Origin of the sequence: Paucilactobacillus kaifaensis (genome assembly GCF_005405145.1) — a bacterium.
In the GTDB taxonomy this organism is placed as follows: domain Bacteria; phylum Bacillota; class Bacilli; order Lactobacillales; family Lactobacillaceae; genus Paucilactobacillus; species Paucilactobacillus kaifaensis.
The window spans coordinates 121,237-138,039 of sequence record NZ_BJDM01000002.1 but is presented as its reverse complement, the minus strand read 5'-3'; the positions used below and the strand labels follow the sequence as shown (position 1 = coordinate 138,039).

Annotated in this window: 15 protein-coding genes; 9 read left to right on the top strand and 6 right to left on the bottom strand. The window is 37.4% G+C overall.

Going from position 1 to position 16,803, the window contains the following annotated elements; genetic code table 11:
* Positions 1 to 353 precede the first annotated feature (353 nt).
* Genes FFM51_RS02210 through FFM51_RS02195 form a run of 5 tightly spaced genes read right to left on the bottom strand, consistent with a single transcriptional unit; the run spans position 354 to position 3,805 of the window.
* On the bottom strand, positions 354 to 1,748 hold the full coding sequence (locus tag FFM51_RS02210; protein ID WP_137597036.1) for an oxaloacetate decarboxylase subunit alpha: 1,395 nt from the start codon (positions 1,746 to 1,748) through the stop codon (positions 354 to 356).
* Positions 1,749 to 1,763: 15 nt separating this feature from the next.
* Positions 1,764 to 1,901, bottom strand: coding sequence for an OadG-related small transporter subunit (locus tag FFM51_RS08750; RefSeq protein ID WP_170999545.1), 138 nt, complete (start codon positions 1,899 to 1,901; stop codon positions 1,764 to 1,766).
* 17 nt (positions 1,902 to 1,918) lie between these two features.
* Positions 1,919 to 3,040: a sodium ion-translocating decarboxylase subunit beta gene (locus FFM51_RS02205; RefSeq protein ID WP_137597035.1), complete on the bottom strand. Its 1,122-nt coding sequence runs from the start codon at positions 3,038 to 3,040 to the stop codon at positions 1,919 to 1,921.
* A 21-nt stretch (positions 3,041 to 3,061) separates the two neighbouring features.
* Positions 3,062 to 3,460: an acetyl-CoA carboxylase biotin carboxyl carrier protein subunit gene (locus FFM51_RS02200; protein WP_137597034.1), complete on the bottom strand. Its 399-nt coding sequence runs from the start codon at positions 3,458 to 3,460 to the stop codon at positions 3,062 to 3,064.
* Positions 3,461 to 3,469: 9 nt separating this feature from the next.
* Complete coding sequence (locus FFM51_RS02195) at positions 3,470 to 3,805, bottom strand: hypothetical protein (RefSeq protein WP_137597033.1); 336 nt, start codon at positions 3,803 to 3,805, stop codon at positions 3,470 to 3,472.
* A 381-nt stretch (positions 3,806 to 4,186) separates the two neighbouring features.
* Between FFM51_RS02195 and FFM51_RS02190 the strand changes: the two genes are divergently transcribed.
* The 8 genes from FFM51_RS02190 to citG all read left to right on the top strand — a co-directional run bounded on the left by FFM51_RS02190 (position 4,187) and on the right by citG (position 11,615).
* The gene (locus FFM51_RS02190; protein ID WP_137597032.1) at positions 4,187 to 5,530 is read left to right on the top strand and encodes a CitMHS family transporter; all 1,344 of its coding nucleotides are present in this window, start codon (positions 4,187 to 4,189) and stop codon (positions 5,528 to 5,530) included.
* A gap of 37 nt (positions 5,531 to 5,567) precedes the next feature.
* Positions 5,568 to 6,263, top strand: a complete 696-nt coding sequence (locus FFM51_RS02185) for a GntR family transcriptional regulator (protein ID WP_137597031.1) — start codon at positions 5,568 to 5,570, stop codon at positions 6,261 to 6,263.
* Positions 6,264 to 6,276: 13 nt separating this feature from the next.
* Positions 6,277 to 7,329 (top strand): [citrate (pro-3S)-lyase] ligase, encoded by a 1,053-nt coding sequence (gene citC, locus FFM51_RS02180; RefSeq protein ID WP_137597030.1) that lies wholly within the window; start codon positions 6,277 to 6,279, stop codon positions 7,327 to 7,329.
* The gene (gene citD / locus FFM51_RS02175; protein WP_137597029.1) at positions 7,319 to 7,612 is read left to right on the top strand and encodes a citrate lyase acyl carrier protein; all 294 of its coding nucleotides are present in this window, start codon (positions 7,319 to 7,321) and stop codon (positions 7,610 to 7,612) included. Before citC ends, citD begins: the two co-directional genes overlap by 11 nt.
* A 2-nt stretch (positions 7,613 to 7,614) precedes the next feature.
* A complete protein-coding gene (gene citE / locus FFM51_RS02170) occupies positions 7,615 to 8,529 on the top strand; it encodes a citrate (pro-3S)-lyase subunit beta (protein WP_137597028.1) in 915 nt (304 codons plus the stop codon).
* Positions 8,522 to 10,060, top strand: coding sequence for a citrate lyase subunit alpha (gene citF / locus FFM51_RS02165; protein ID WP_137597027.1), 1,539 nt, complete (start codon positions 8,522 to 8,524; stop codon positions 10,058 to 10,060). The genes citE and citF overlap by 8 nt, the downstream gene beginning before the upstream one ends.
* A 131-nt stretch (positions 10,061 to 10,191) precedes the next feature.
* The gene (citX, locus tag FFM51_RS02160; RefSeq protein WP_137597026.1) at positions 10,192 to 10,728 is read left to right on the top strand and encodes a citrate lyase holo-[acyl-carrier protein] synthase; all 537 of its coding nucleotides are present in this window, start codon (positions 10,192 to 10,194) and stop codon (positions 10,726 to 10,728) included.
* A 2-nt stretch (positions 10,729 to 10,730) separates the two neighbouring features.
* A complete protein-coding gene (gene citG / locus FFM51_RS02155; RefSeq protein ID WP_414691947.1) occupies positions 10,731 to 11,615 on the top strand; it encodes a triphosphoribosyl-dephospho-CoA synthase CitG in 885 nt (294 codons plus the stop codon).
* A gap of 73 nt (positions 11,616 to 11,688) precedes the next feature.
* Here citG and FFM51_RS02150 read toward each other — a convergent pair whose 3' ends face one another.
* Positions 11,689 to 14,010: a nitric-oxide reductase large subunit gene (locus tag FFM51_RS02150; RefSeq protein ID WP_137597025.1), complete on the bottom strand. Its 2,322-nt coding sequence runs from the start codon at positions 14,008 to 14,010 to the stop codon at positions 11,689 to 11,691.
* 421 nt (positions 14,011 to 14,431) lie between these two features.
* On the opposite strand from FFM51_RS02150, the gene FFM51_RS02145 reads away from it, so the two are divergent.
* Entirely contained in the window at positions 14,432 to 16,537 is a 2,106-nt protein-coding gene (locus FFM51_RS02145; RefSeq protein WP_137597024.1) for an LTA synthase family protein, read from the top strand.
* Positions 16,538 to 16,803: the final 266 nt, after the last annotated feature.

The window sequence follows — 16,803 nt, the reverse complement described above, 5'->3', positions numbered from 1 at the left end:
GTTGTTAGTCAAGATACTATCAATGAAATGGATGTGGTCAACATGTTACTAGGTGGTTGAGCTGACAGATAAGATTAGCTTCACTATTGGATTGGGTTAGTTTTACCTCATAAGGCAGGAGACAAAGTGAGTTGTTTAAAGTAGCAACGAGGATGTTAGTTAGAGCATATAATACCATACTTTAAATTCAGCCATGTGGTGCGTGTCGTCAAGTAGTGTCAGAGCTTTTTGCACAAAATGCCAAGGTATATTTGACCAATCAGAGTGATGGAACACAATAGACCAATGTGGTTGAATTATTGCTGGAAGCCTGTACAAATGTTAACTAAAAAAGCACTCAATTGAGTGCTTTTTTAGTTAACATCGATTGATACATTAACCGTTTGGACAGGAACATCATAGAATGGATCTTCTCTACGACCTAAGAATTCTTTTGCTTGCTCAGGGAAAAGGGCATACGTTAGCACATCTTCAGTGGAATGAGCATATTTTCCGATTTCCTTTCTAAATTGTTCCATTTGAGGCTTAATCAAATCAGCTGGGCGTACCGTAATAACATCCTTGTCATCGCCAATAATCTTTTCGCGAATGTCTTCAGAAATTTTAACTGGTGGTCTACCATAATAACCTTTGACATAATCTTTAATTTCTTTTGGAACAAGTTTATAGCGCTCACCACTAATTACGTTCATTACAGATTGAGTTCCAACCATTTGAGACAACGGCGTTACTAAAGGCGGATAGCCTAAGTCCGCTCTAACATTAGGGACTTCTTCTAGTACTTCTTGATATCGGTCTTCTAAGCCTTGTTCTTTTAATTGATTCAACAGATTGGAAAGCATTCCACCAGGAACTTTATACAATAAAGTTCGAGGCTCTGTATCCTTAACTTTAGGATTTAGTAACCCCTCTTTTCGAAAGCGATCTCTGACGGGATTGAAGTGTTCAGCGATTTTTGAAAGCTTAGGAATATCTAAATTCGTATCATAGCCTAAATCCGACAATGCAATTGCCATGGATTCAGTACTTGGCTGGCTTGTACCACCCGAAAATGATGAGATCGCAGTGTCAATTATATCGGCACCAGCTTCAACTGATTTAAGATATGTCATTTCAGAGATGCCACTGGTTGCATGTGTGTGAACTTCGAGAGGCAGGTTGGTTTTATCCTTAATCTCGCTAACTAATTTGTAAGCATCATTAGGAGTTAAAACTCCGGCCATATCTTTAATTGCAATTGAATCTGCACCAATCTTTTCAAGCTCCTGAGCTAATTCAACAAAGTATGGAATACTGTGAAAGTCACTTGTAGTATAAGAAATAGCAGCTTGTGCTTCACCACCGGCGTCTTTGGTCGCCTTGATTGCGGTTTCCAAATTTCTGGTGTCATTAAGAGCATCAAAAATTCTAATGACATCAATACCATTTTCAACTGATTTGTGGACAAATTCTTCAACCACATCATCAGCATAATGTTTATAACCTAAAATATTTTGACCACGTAGAAGCATTTGCAATTTAGTATTTTTAACATGTTTTCGGATTGTTCGCAGCCGCTCCCAAGGATCCTCATTTAAAAATCGGATGGCTGAATCAAAAGTAGCACCACCCCAAACTTCAAGAGCGTGATAGCCTGCGTTATCCATTGTTTCTAAAATTGGGAGCATATCACTAATAGGCATTCGAGTGGCAATCTGACTTTGTTGCCCGTCTCGTAAAACGGTTTCCATAAACCGAATATTTTTCATTATTTATTCAGTCCTTTATTTTTTATTGGCAGGAAAAATTTTAATCAAAATTTGAGAGATAATGTAAAGAAGAAATAGTACTAAAAAGATTCCGACCATTCCAAATATCATTAATTCCCCAGCTAGTGCTAGGTCACTTGTTGCTAATAACATAGTTTTTCTCCTATTCTCTAACTAAAGAATGATAACAGTAGTCCACCGGCAACTACGGAAGCAATTTGGCCAGAAACGTTTGCACCAACAGCATACATTAGAACAAAGTTTTGTGGATCCTCATCAGTTGCCATTCTTTGAATTACACGACTCGACATTGGAAAAGCTGAAATTCCAGCCGCACCAATCATTGGATTGATCTTTTTCTTTCGGAATAAATTCAATAATTTGGCAAAGAGAACACCACCAATTGAGTCCATGACGAAAGCAACTAAGCCAAATGCAATGATCATTAATGTTTGAACATTTAAAAACTGACTAGCAACTAATTTAACAGAGATAGTCAAACCTAGAAGAATAGAAACTATATTAACTAGTTCATTCTGAGCAGAAGAGGATAGCCGATCTAAGACACCACATTCTCTCAATAGATTACCAAACATTAAGAATCCAACTAGTGGTAGAGAAATAGGGGCAATAAAGCCTGCAACTACAGTAATTGCAATTGGAAAAACGATCCTAACAGTTTTAGAAACATCTTCCGCTTTGTAAGTCATTCTAATTTGTCGTTCTTTTTTTGTAGTAACTGCTTTGATGGCAGCTGGTTGAATTATTGGAACCAATGCCATGTAAGAGTAAGCTGCAACTGTAATTGGTCCTAATAGATTAGCCGCAAGTTGCCCTGAAACAAAAATTGATGTTGGTCCATCAGCCGCACCGATGATACCAATTGAAGCTGCCTCTTTAATGTCAAATCCAAATAATACGGCAACAACTACAGTGAAGAAGATACCAAATTGGGCAGCCGCGCCAAACATAAGCATGAATGGATTTTGTAATAAAGGACCAAAATCAATCATTGCTCCAATTCCTATGAAAATTAACAACGGGAACAGCTCGGTTGTGATACCAGCATTGAACAATATATCCAATACACCCTCAGATTGATGACCATTAACCATTTGAGTTAATACACCTGTTCCAGGGAAGTTAACCAGTATGGCACCTAATCCCATTGGTACAAGAAGCGTAGGTTCATACTCTTTTTTAATTCCTAAGTACATCAACAAACAGCCGATTAGCATCATGACTACTTGTTGCCAAGTTATTGAAGTAATTCCTTGAAGTAATGTTTCCAAAATATAATTTCCTCAACTTTTCTATTGAATAGTGATTAGAGCGTCTCCAGCATTGACAGTTTCACCAACATTTACACTGATGGAAGTTACCTTACCAGCGTGGTTGGAAACTACTTCGTTTTCCATTTTCATTGCTTCTAGAATAAGAAGAGGTTGGTTTTCTTGCACCTCATCACCAACCTTAACCAACACTTTTAAGATGGAACCAGGCATAGGAGCAGCAATTGGATCGCCAGCACCGGTTGTAGGTTGAGCTGCTGGAGCGGGTTGTTGTGTAGTTTTGGAAGCAGGCTCTGGCTGAGAGCTTGTCGCTACGGGTGCTGCTTGTTGGATCACTGGGGCAACAGGAGCACCTCCAATTTCCTCCATTTCAACTAAATATTCAGTTCCGTCGACAGTAATTTTAAATTTTCGTAACATGATGTTCTCCTAATCTATTTTCTTTTTTATTGATTTAATGACAAATGAACTTGAAGGGTTGTCACCTGTTGCAATACTAGTAGCAAGCAAAGAAACAAGCTTAAATTCAGGATTCAACACTTTGATGTTTTTGATGCTAAACTCACTTTTTTTATTGTCACCTGCGGCGATGGCAGTACTAAGGATGGAAACGATTCTATTGTCACGTTGATTCTGCAACTGAATAAATTTATCTAAATTCAGCCATTTATCGGAGTTGACTATTTGTGAATCGTTAGACGATGTCGTTGAATTTACTACTTCATTGACATTGTCTTTACCAAATAATCTACTAAAAAAGCCCATATCATCACTCTCCTATCAAAAAAATATTCTCACTTTATATATTCAATTATATGCAAATTCTTCCTAATAAACGTTTTTTAGGTGTTTTAAATGTGTTCTTTTTAAAATATAAGATAACTTTCGTTAAATGTAAGCGTATTCAGTGATGATAACTTCTGTTATTGTTATTTGTGTAACATTTTATGTTCTAGCAATTAAAAAAATATGGAAAGTGTTTTTATAATGTTCTTTCCAATGATATTGGGGTTACAGAAGATTAATATGGTATACAATTGTTCTGGTTTTAAAATTCAACCTGCAATTTTCTCACTTTATGATCAAACAATCACAATATTTGTTTTTTAAAACCAAAAAATTATTTTTTGAAGGGAATTATGCCAAATGCTAATAACAATATTTGCCTACTTAATGGTTATAATTTTTATGATTTTAATCATGAAGAAGTGGATGTCGCCATTAAGTGCACTGGTTATCGTGCCAACTTTATTCGCAATTCTCGCGATGGCCCTTGGAATTGCTAACAAGGGTACATTAGGGAAATGGGTTTTAGACGGGATTAGTACCACGTCTGAAACTGGAATAATGCTTTTATTTGCGATTTTGTATTTCTCAATTATGTTAGATGCAGGACTATTTGATCCGATCACCAAAAAGATGATTCATATTGCTAAAGGTGATCCAATGAAGATTTTGATGGCTACAGCAATAGTCTCTGCCGCAGTTTCGATGAATGGGGATGGAACCACTACTACTTTAATTGTGGTTTCTGCGTTTCTACCAATTTATCAAAAGCTAGGAATGAAATTAATGAACTTAGCAGTCCTGTTAATTTTGCAAAATACGATTATGAATTTGCTTCCTTGGGGTGGACCAACAGCTAGAGCAATGGCCGTGTTCCATGTTGGTGCTAACATTTTGACGTATTTATTACCGGGAATGATTCTTTCATTAGCGTATGTTATTTTCCTTGTTGCACGAGGAATGGGGAAAAAAGAGCGAGCTCGATTAGGTGTCACTGAAATGACCGATATTGAAATTGACGCGATGATCAAAGATGATGATCCTGAGAAAGCTGCAATGAGACGGCCTAAACTATTTGCATTTAATGGTATTATGACTTTATTATTAATTACACTTTTAGTTGTAGACTCATTTATTGATCTGGGATTGCCACCATTGTTATTGTTCTTACTTGGAACAGTTGTTGCTTTACTGGTTAACTATCCAAATTTAAAAGATCAATCTGCTAGAATTGGTGCTAACGGTGGAGCCGCTGTGCAAGTTGTTATTTTAGTTTTTGCGGCTGGTGTTTTCATGGGACTATTTCAAGGTACTGGTATGGCAACTGGTTTAGCAAAAAGCTTAACGACAGTTATTCCGCATTCATGGTCTGGATATTGGGGCTTAATAATCACTGCTATTTCGGCCCCAGGAACATTCTTCCTTTCTAATGATGGTTTTTATTTTGGGGTTGTACCAGTTCTAAGAGAAACTGGTTTACAATATGGATTTACAGATATGCAGATGGCATTAGCATCATTGATGGGACAAGCTTTCCATTTGCTTAGTCCATTAGTTGCGTTCATTTATCTTCTACTTCGTTTGACTGGATTAGACATGGGGGAATGGCAAAGAGCAACGTTTAAGTATGCAGCTGTTGTTTTTGTGATTTTTGTAGTCACTGTTCTTGCACTGGGACACATGCCAATCCATGTTCCTCAATAGTTTATAATAATATTTTAAAACGTTGGGAGTTTTACTAATGGATGATTTTATTAGAGAAACGGAAAAAAGTCTGGACCTGTCTGACAACAGGCCAATTAAAGAACTATTGTATGAGGCTATGCAAAAAACAATTATTCTTGGCGAAGTTGGAACAGGAGTGAGAATTAACGAAAAAGAAGTTTCTCGACGAATGAATATTAGTAGAACACCAATAAGATATGCTCTTAAGCAACTTGAAAATGATGGCTTAGTTAGTCATATTCAAGGAAAAGGTGTTGTTATTCGGGGTATTAGTATTAAAGATGCATATGAAATTTATGCTATTCGTATTCCACTGGATGTATTGGCATCTGCTACGGCTATGAATAAAATGACAGATGAAGACTTTGATAAACTAAATCAATTATTGATTGAAACTGAACGATTGAATGAAATTGATGATGTTGATAATGTAATCAAAAGAATTTCTGAGTTTAATGAATTTATTTATACTAAAGCTGATATGCCAAGGTTGAAATCAATTAGTTATAAATTACGTGAATACTTAATTTATTTCAGAGATATCTCAATAAGATCGCGTGAGAGACGAGACAAGGCTTTGCTAGAACATCGTATAATTTATGATAGCATGCGCCTAAAGGACAGAAGTTCATTGGAACGAATTACGAAGCAACACTTAGAGTCATCTCAAAAATTTGTTATTAGAGAAATGCAAAAGCGAAAAATCAACTAAGAACGGTGAAACTATGAATAACGAAGTTGTGGATTTAAATCTTGCGGAACCAACTATTTTTAGGCAATGGACTTTGTTTATGGAAAACAGAGGAATAATCAACTTTGATAGTTCCGAGACTAGGGTAATTGATAGTACGATTGGAATTTTTGATGATAGTGATCGATTAATCGCTACTGGTTCGTCCTCTGGTAATATTTTGAAATACATTGCAGTTAGTGATGATGAATCATATACTGGCTTGTTTAATTCAATTGTGAGTACCTTGGTTAGCCGATTAGCGCAACGAGGGATTTTCCATGTTTTTGTTTTTACTAATCCTGAACATATGGCAAGCTTTGAATTTGTTGGGTTTAAGAAAGTTGCACAGACTGATTTTATTGTGTTATTGGAAAACGGCGATCAAACAATTGAGAGCTATTTGCAAAGTTTGCCACGTATCGAGGGGAATCCCAAGATTGCTGGAATTGTCATGAATGCTAATCCGTTTACTCAAGGTCATCGATATTTAGTAGAGCAAGCATTGCTGCAAAATGATTTTGTTTATGTATTTGTGGTTAGTGCTGATTATTCGTTATTTAATTCTCAGGAACGATATGACCTGGTTAAGAAGGGATTATCTGATCTGTCATCTCGCGTGATCATAGTTGCCGGTGGTGATTATATTATCAGCGCTGCAACATTTCCAGCATATTTCTTGAAGTCTAACGAAAATACAATTGAATATCAATCAGAATTGGATGCTCAAATTTTTAAAGAAAGAATTGCAAAGGCACTAGGAATATCTTCACGTTTTTTAGGAAGCGAGCCATTTTCAAAAACAACCGGCATCTATAATCGTGTGGTACAAGAAACTTTAGAACCTGATATTAACGTTCATATTGTTGAGCGAAAAAAGAACGATGGCAGATATGTAACAGCGACAGAAGTCAGAAAAGCAATCAAAAACAACAAAATTGATAGTATTGAGAAATTAGTCCCTGACAGTACGTATGATTTTATCAAGTCGAATTTAGGTAGGTTACAAAATAGAATTGAGAGAGGAATGAATATTAATGGAAATTGAAAACACAGCATTAGCTGGTACTTTGGAGTCTTCAGATATTCAAATTATGATTAGCAAAGGTGACGGAAAGATAACGATTGAGCTTGAATCTGATGTAAAAAAAGAATTCGGCGATGAAATTGAAAGTGTTATTAAACAAACACTAGCAGCAAGCAATATCGAAAGTGCAAAGGTTAAGGCAGTAGATAAAGGCGCTTTAAACTGTGTTATTAGGGCCCGTACTTTAACCGCTGCTAATCGAGCACTGGGAATTGCTGATAAACCATCTTGGGAGGTGCTGTAAAAATGGCCGAAAATACTGAAGAACGTTTAAGAAGAACAATGATGTTTGTGCCAGGAAATAATCCTGCGATGTTAAAGGATGCAGGAATCTATGGTGCTGACTCAATTATGTTTGATCTTGAAGATGCTGTTTCACTGGCTGAAAAAGATGCTGCCAGAATTTTGGTGTATGAGGCACTAACTACCCAAAACTATGGAGATGCTGAGCTTGTTGTTAGAATTAACGGTCTTGATACGCCGTTCTGGGAAAACGATGTTACTGCAATGGTTAAAGCTGGAATTGAAGTTATTAGGTTGCCAAAGACAGAATCTGCTAGCATGCTTGAACAATTAGAGAATAAAATTATTGAAGTGGAAAATAATTTTGGTATTCCTGTGGGAACAACTCACATGATGGCAGCAATCGAGTCTGCTAAAGGTGTATTGAATGCTGTTGAAATTGCTAATGCTTCTGATAGGATGATTGGAATTGCATTATCAGCTGAAGACTACACTACAGATTTAAAAACTCACCGTTATGCAGATGGTAAAGAGCTAGAATTTGCTAGAAACATGATCTTAAATGCTGCTCGATCAGCTGAAATCGCTGCATTTGATACTGTCTTTTCAAATGTTGATGATGTTGAAGGGTTTATGCGAGAAACTAATTTTGTTCATCAATTAGGATTTGATGGTAAGTCATTGGTTAATCCACGCCAGATACCAATGGTTAATGAGGTTTACGCACCAACTAGAAAAGAAATTTTACACGCCAAAAGTGTATTAGCTGCGATTGAAGACGCTCGAATTAAAGGGTCAGGGGTAATTTCGATGAATGGTCAAATGGTCGATCGCCCTGTTGCTTTGAGGGCACAACGCGTAATGAAATTGGCAAAAGCTTCCGGGTTAGTAGATGAGGATGGTGTTTTACTTGGATAATAATGTAAAGCGTAGTTTACCAGATGATTTGATGAATAAGTTAGGTTATCAACCGTATAAATCAACTCAAATTGAAAATAAAGAGGTATCACGAGCAACACATAAAGTAGCTATCTCTACTGGCGATAACAAGGTTTCGAATTCAATTAAAGAGATTGTTGCGAACAATGTTAAAGATGGGATGACCATTTCTTTTCACCATCATTTTCGTGAAGGCGATTTTGTTTTTAATCTAGTTATGCAAGAAATTATGGATCAAGGAATTAAAGATCTAACTTTGGCACCTTCTTCACTTACAAATGTGATGAATAATATGGTTGTGAAGGCAATTAAGGCCGGAACAGTGACTAATATTACATCGTCTGGTATGCGTGGAAGTTTAGGGGATGCGGTTTCACATGGTGCATTAGCGAATCCAGTTATTTTTAGATCTCATGGAAATCGAGCACGAGCAATTGAACAGGGTGATATTAAAATAGATGTCGCATTTTTAGGAGTTCCTAACTCAGATAGACTGGGGAATGCTAATGGAATGGATGGAAAGGCTGTATTTGGCTCATTAGGATATGCTTTGATGGATGCACAGTACGCTAATAAAGTTGTTTTACTGACAGATAATTTGGTCCCATATCCAAATACACCAGCGTCAATTAATCAAACTCAGGTTGATTATGTTGTTCAAATTGACAAGGTTGGTGATCCAGAAAAGATTGGCTCAGGTGCAACAAGATTTACAAAGGACCCAAAGGAACTGAAAATTGCGGCAATGGTTAATGAGGTTATCACACATTCCCCATATTTTAAAGATGGATTTTCGTTTCAAACAGGGTCTGGTGGAGCTGCTTTGGCTGTTACAAGATATCTTCGTGAGAGTATGAAGAATAGTAATATTCGTGCTTCATTTGCCTTAGGTGGGATTACAAAGCCAACAATTGATCTCTTGGAAGAGGGATTGGTTGATAAAGTGATGGACGTGCAAGATTTTGATAAAGGTGCTGCTGAATCAATGCATACTTCTAGGAATCAACAGGAAATAGATGCCTCTTGGTATGCAGATCCTTACAATAAAGGTGCAATGGTGGACCAATTAGATGTTGTGATCTTGAGTGCTCTTGAAATTGATACCAAATTCAACGTCAATGTTATGACGGGATCAGATGGAGTTATTCGTGGCGCAATCGGTGGACACCAAGATGCCGCTACTGGAAAATTAACAATTATTTCAGCACCTCTTGTACGTGGACGAATTGCAACAATTGTTCCTGAAGTAACGACAGTGGTTACTCCTGGTGATTCAATCGATGTGTTGGTCACGGAAGTAGGAATTGCAATCAATCCAAAACGTGCAGACTTAATTGAAGCTATGAAGAAAGTTCCAGGAGTGCCAGTCTTTACAATTGCAGATTTACAAAAAAGAGCTAGCGAAATTGTAGGGACACCCAAACCAATTGAATACACTGATCGAACAGTGGCATTAGTTGAGTACCGTGATGGTACTATTATTGATTCCATTAAACAGGTTAAAGACTAAATGCAAAAAAAGACGAATTGATGATTTAATTGCTAGTTAGTGATTAAATAGTAATTCGTCTTTTTCTTGTGGTGCAGCGTGTAAATTTGGTTTAGTATTATTGAATATTAATCAGTTCAGAGGGTAAATAGATGATAGATAGTATTTTTACAGTCGGTGAGCCACAGTTTATAGAGGATGTTATTAATAACAAAGATAAACGAGTGGCATTACAGCAACAATTAATGAGCCAATACTTGGAATATACAGTCGTAGCAGTTAAATTGAATATTCCAGGTCCAATTAAAAATAATCAATATTTAGAAAAATTGTTTGCCTTAGTATATAAGGACTTTAAACAGACGATTCCTAAAATTATTGATGAAATTAATTGGAACATTAATACTGGTAATGAAGCATTTTTAATTGTTGATGAAAATGCGCGAACTATTAAACAGTTGGCAATTGAGTTTGAGAACTACGCGACTTTGGGAAGGCTTTTTGATATTGATGTTATGAGTCATCAAAGTGGTCATTTGTCGCGTAGTAATTTCGATATGGAACCTAGGAAGTGCTTAATTTGTGGCCGGCCCGCTAAAGAATGTGCTCGATCAAGACGGCATAGTGTTGCTGAATTACAGGCAAAAATATCGTGCTTGTATGCTGAAAACATAGATGGAGATATTTAGTGATGATGCGCAAAAATAAGCTTAAGCTTGCAAATGAAATTACTGAAAATGCCTTGAAAGCACTTTTGTATGAAGTTTCAGTTACCCCTAAGCCTGGGTTGGTTGACCCACATGGCCATGGCTCACATTCGGATATGACTGTCTTTACTTTCATTGATAGTTCGGTTAGTTTACAAAGCTATTTTAATCAATGTGTGCAAGCTGGATTAGTGTTCGGTAATAATGATTTAACACAGCTATTCGAGACCATCCGTCCTCTGGGAATTCAAGCAGAAAAAGATATGTTTGCAGTTACAAAGGGTGTAAATACGCATAAAGGGGCAGTGTTTTCGCTTGGTGTTTTCACAGCTGCGACTGGGTATCTTCTAAATCGCACTAAAGGTGAAGTGCAGGCAAATTTTAATAATGATTTAGTCGTGATTATAAAGGCGATGCTCAACGATCTGATTGATCATGACTTTGATAAAATAAAACAAAAAAATTCAATGAATTTAACGGCGGGCGAACAACAGTTTTTGAAGTATGGAAAAACTGGTATTCGTGGCGAGGCTCAGGCTGGATTTCCAATTGTTTTTAATCATGCGTTACCTTATCTAAAAGCCAGTAAGGGCACAGTTAATCAACGGTTGTTAGATACTTTAATGACAATTGTTAGTTACTCGGACGACTCAAATCTAATTAAACGAGCAGGTACAGTTGATATACTAGACTGGACACATCGCCAAGTTGAACGATACTTTGAACTAGGTGGTAGTTGCACAGATCAAGGACTGCAATTTTTATATCAGCTGGATGAAGTTTTTACAAAAGATAATTTGAGCTTGGGAGGATCTGCCGATTTATTAATTCTTACCATTTTCTTAGGATTAATGGAGAAGGTAATATAAAAAATAGAGTCGTAATCAAATTATGATTGCGACTCTATTTCTATGGAACAGATTTAAGATTTAGAGATCTTAATTATTCTTGCACGTCTTCATGATCGGCCGTTGCCGGCTTCAAATTGAAGAAGATCTTAGCAACAACGAATAGCATAATGACCACTCCAATGATGAAGATGCTATCTGGCACAATTCGTGCCCAAAGCATTTCAACAACTGGAGAATCACGATAAAAACTAAGCAAACGCGCATGCCAGTAACCGTGTTTTAATGCATCTGCCAACTGTAAATAACCGATTGGTAGTAGTGCAATAATCGTCATACCAGCTAAACCAATGTTCATTAGCCATGCAGACCAACTGATCATCTTGTGAAGTTTAGGGGTCCAAATTTCTTTCTTTGAAACATTACGTAGAACGAACAACATAATGGCAAGGGAAAGCATACCGTAAACTCCGGCCATTGATGTGTGCGCATGAGCAGATGTCCATTGAGTACCATGTTCAAAGTAATTAATTGCAGGTGCGTTAATCAAGAATCCGAGGGCACCGGCACCAATTGCATTCCAAATTCCAGTCCAAGCTAAGAAAACAAAGGTTGGTTTGTACGGAAATTCAATCCCTGAGTCGCGAACAACTCGGTAATGTGTCCAAGCTTCCCAAATCAAAAGGCAAAGTGGAATAACTTCTAGTGCTGAGAAACAAGCACCTAAGGCCAACCAAATGGAGTGGTCACCTTCCCAGAAGTAATGGTGTCCCATTCCGACAACTCCTGATCCAAGTAATAGGATCAACTGGAAGTAGAGAGCACGGATGGTTGATTTAATCGTAGTTAATTTCATATCAACCATTAAGTATCCAATTAAGATTACAGCGAATGATTCGAAGATACCTTCTACCCAAAGATGAACAATCCACCAACGCCAGTAATCAGCAAATGTAACGTGTGAATGTGGCAAAATAAATAAAGTAGCAAGGTAGAATGCAGGGATCGCAATTGAACCCATGAACAATAAAGTAATCAAACGAGTACGGTCGTAGCCGTCTAGTTTCTTACGCATCTTAGGAATGAAGCCACGCATTAAGATGACTACCCATAGCAGCATTCCGATGATGAGCAGAATCTGCCAGAACTTACCAAGTTCAATATATTCCCAACCGAAGTGACCAAAGAGCCACCATTTGTTGTTAAAGAACTTCCAGTTAAGAATGGCTCCCCACTCGCCTAGCATGGAACCGCCGACCACAACGATTAATGCCCAGAATAAGATATCGACTAGTACACCTTGATGTTTTGGCTCACGGCCTAACACTCGTGGTGTGAGGTACACCCCAGCACCAAGCCAAGAAGTTGCAATCCAGAAAATTGCCAATTGCAAATGCCATGATTTAGCCAGGTTGAATGGCCAAATATTTTGCAGATCAAGACCAAAGAACGTATTTTCTGAATAATAATGCGCCATTAATGCTCCCAGTAAAACTTGCACCAAGAACATCAACATCACGATCATGAAATACTTAGCTGATTTACGCTGGCTAGTTGTAATTGGTGCGTCCGCGTTAATCACCGGCATATTACCTTCTGAGTAAGCAGCGTCCATATCAAAGTGATAACGACGTTGGTACCAAATAATGACACCAACACCAGCAACGAGCACAGCAACACTAATTGCGGTCCAAACCATCGCTTCAGCAGGCATTACGTTACCAGCGTCTAAGTCATAGGGCCAGTTATTTGTGTACGTAAATTCACGATTAGGACGGTTGGTTGATGAAACCCATGCTGTCCAGAAAAAGTAGGACGTGAGTTGATCGACCTTATTACCATTAGACATGAATTCATCAGTTGTTTTTTGATTAATCATGTTTTCTGGTAAGCCGGCTTGTCGTGGATTGTTGACGAATTCATGACGATAATACTTTTGTAAATACTTAACTCCAGCTACCTGAGCGTTAGTTAATTTTAGAGTGTCAGTCGCTTTATCGTAGCGATTCACCCGAATTTCTTTTTTAACTTTCGCTTTAATTGCATCTTGGCGGAAGTCACTAATTGAATTATAGCTCTTACCATATAATGTATTTGCATAATAGTGATCCATTCCGCGCAAGTAAATGTGTAAACTTTCTGCGGTATAATCTGGCCCCAAATAAGATCCGTTCCCCAAAAGAGTCCCATAATCTGTTAACCCATATTTTTCATACACAGCTTGGCCACTCAACATATCTGAATGACTGATGATCGTTGTTCCTGCCGGATCCACCATTTTTTGTGGTCGTGGTGCTTCATTCTTAAAAATGAGAAATCCACCAGCAATTAAGATCGAAAATACAGCTGCCAAGGTAACTAACAATACTTTCGTCAAGCGACGATAAGTGTGTTCGCCTTGTCCCTGGTTTTTCATAAACCTACACGCTCCTTTACAAAATATTATTGTGTGCGATCTAATTAAAACATCTTATGAAACCCTTTGCAATAGGCTTAGAGACAACTTTTATGATTTGAGCTTATGATCAATTAACTTGAAACGAATATCGAACGATAAGTAAGCTTGTGGGGCATTAGACGGTGGGCTTGACGTTTTAGAATTGGTTATAATAATAAATTCCAAAAAAACTTTATATTTTTTTCAATTAAAGCTATAAAATGGCAAGTTGATATCCCGGTCGGGAACAAATTAGGTTATACTTGATTCTGAATTAACCGTTGTAATTTAATTTGTGACGAAATTCTAAACATTTGGGAAATATTACGAGATTAAATTGTTATCTACCGTAAAAACGGTATGATTGAACGTGGCGATATTTTTAGATGGAGGAAAGATTATGAAAACTGTGCTGCAGAAGGTAAGAGGCGGTCTAAACACTCGACTAGGCTTTTTCCTACTCACGGTTGTTTTATTTGCAATTAAGTCATATTGGGCATATCAAAATAAATTTACGCTCGGGGCAACAGGGAGCATCCAGCAATTCTTGCTGGCATTTAATCCTTTTCCAGCAGCGATTTTATTAATTGGGATTGCCTTGTATTTCCGCGGTCGACTAGCATATTGGTTAATGATTTTCATCAACGCTGTTTTGTCGACATGGCTGTTTGCTAACATTTTGTATTACCGCGAATTTTCTGATTTCTTGAGTTTTAATATTATGAAGGGCTCTGGCTCAGTTTCAAATAACCTAGGTAAGAGCTTGATGGGGATTTTGCGTGGATCTGATTTTTTGGTTTACGCAGATGTAATCCTATTGATTTTGTTACTGGCGTTCCATGTGATTCGGATTGATACACGCTATTTTAGACTCCGGTTTGCTGGTGTCTTTTCTGTGATTGGAATCGTTTTGTTTGGTTTTAATCTGGGAATGGCTGAATCAAACAGATCTGGTCTATTGACAAGAACATTTGATAGTAATTACATCGTTAAGTATTTGGGACTAGAAGCATATACCGTATATGATGGAGTTAAAACGACCCAAAATAATGCGGTAAAGGCTAAGGCCAACACATCTGATATCAAACCAGTTCTTAAGTTTTTAAAGAAAAATCACGCTGATTCTAACATTGAATACAAAGGTGTGGCCAAGGGAAAAAATGTCTTCATCATTCACTTGGAAAGTTTACAACAGTTTATGATCGATTATAAGTGGGATGGACAAGAAGTAACTCCCAACTTGAATAAGATTTACCATTCGAGTGATACGATTGCATTTGATAACTTTTTCCATCAAGTTGGACAAGGTAAGACAGCTGATGCAGAGTTAATGCTGGAAAATTCGTTGTTTGGCCTTTCTGAAGGCTCTGCAATGGTTACTGATGGGACAACAAATACGTTCCAAGCAGCGCCAGCTATTCTAGATCAAAATGGTGGTTATACTTCAGCTTCATTTCATGGAGATGTTCCAAGTTTTTGGAATCGGGACAATGCTTATAAGTCGTTTGGTTATGACTATTACTTCAGTAAATCATACTTTCCGAAGGTGAAAAACTATGATGCGGGGTACGGAATTAAGGATAAGTTATTCATGGAAGATGCGGCTAACTATGTGCAGCAACTACCGCAGCCATTTTATGCTAAGTTAATTACGGTTACGAATCACTATCCATATATTCTGGACAAGGACAATAAGTCGATTAAGGCTTGGAATACCGGTGATAATACTGTTGATCCATACGTTCAAACAGCACACTATTTAGATCAATCGATTGGCGAATTCTATGATTATCTCGACAAGAGTGGTTTACGAGACAATAGTATGGTTGTGTTATACGGGGACCATTATGGAATTTCAGATAATCATAAGCCAGCGATTGCTAAGATCTTAGGTAAGAAGAGTGTGAATAACTATGATTTAGCAATGTTCCAGAAGGTTCCATTCATGATTCAAATGAAGGGATTGAAAGGTGGCATCAACCACACGTATGGTGGTGAAATTGATGTTCTACCAACGATTGAGAACTTGCTAGGAATTGACTCAAGTAAATATGTTCAATTTGGACAGGATTTGCTGTCGAATAACCGTAAACAAGTAGTAGCTTTTAGAAATGGTGACTTTGTATCATCTACGTATACTAAGTACGGTGGGCATGTGTACAATACCAAGACTGGTAAGGAAGTTAAGAAACAAACTGCAGCACAAAAGAAAGTCATTGCGAAGGCACAAAAATATGTGACAACAGAACTTAACTTGTCAGATAAGGTTGTCAATGGTGACTTACTGCGATTCTACACACCAAAAGGATTCAAGAAAGTCGATAAAACAGACTTCTCATACAATCTAAATAAGAGCTTGAAACGCTTAAAAGCAGCACAAAAGACAAACCCAACAAGTGTTATGGCTAAAAATGACGGTCAATCAACACTAAGTGACTATTCAACGGACGCACCAGAATTAAAGGGAATGGATACAAGTGATTTAGTATTCCCAACGGCAAAGTAAAAGAGTGCAAATTACCGCGTTCAGAAGTCGTAGGCTAAAGCAAAATAAGCATTGATCCGAACTATGGATCAGTGCTTATTTTGCTTTAGCCCTAGACTTTTGCGGTAATTTGCACGTTTCAGCAATACAAAAAGGAAACAGCTGGCATTAATCCGAACTATGGATCAGTGCTTATTTTACTTTAGCCCTAGACTTTTGCGGTAATTTGCACGTTTCAGCAATAAAAAATGAAATCTCAGAATTAGTAAAAATAAACCGACTACTTC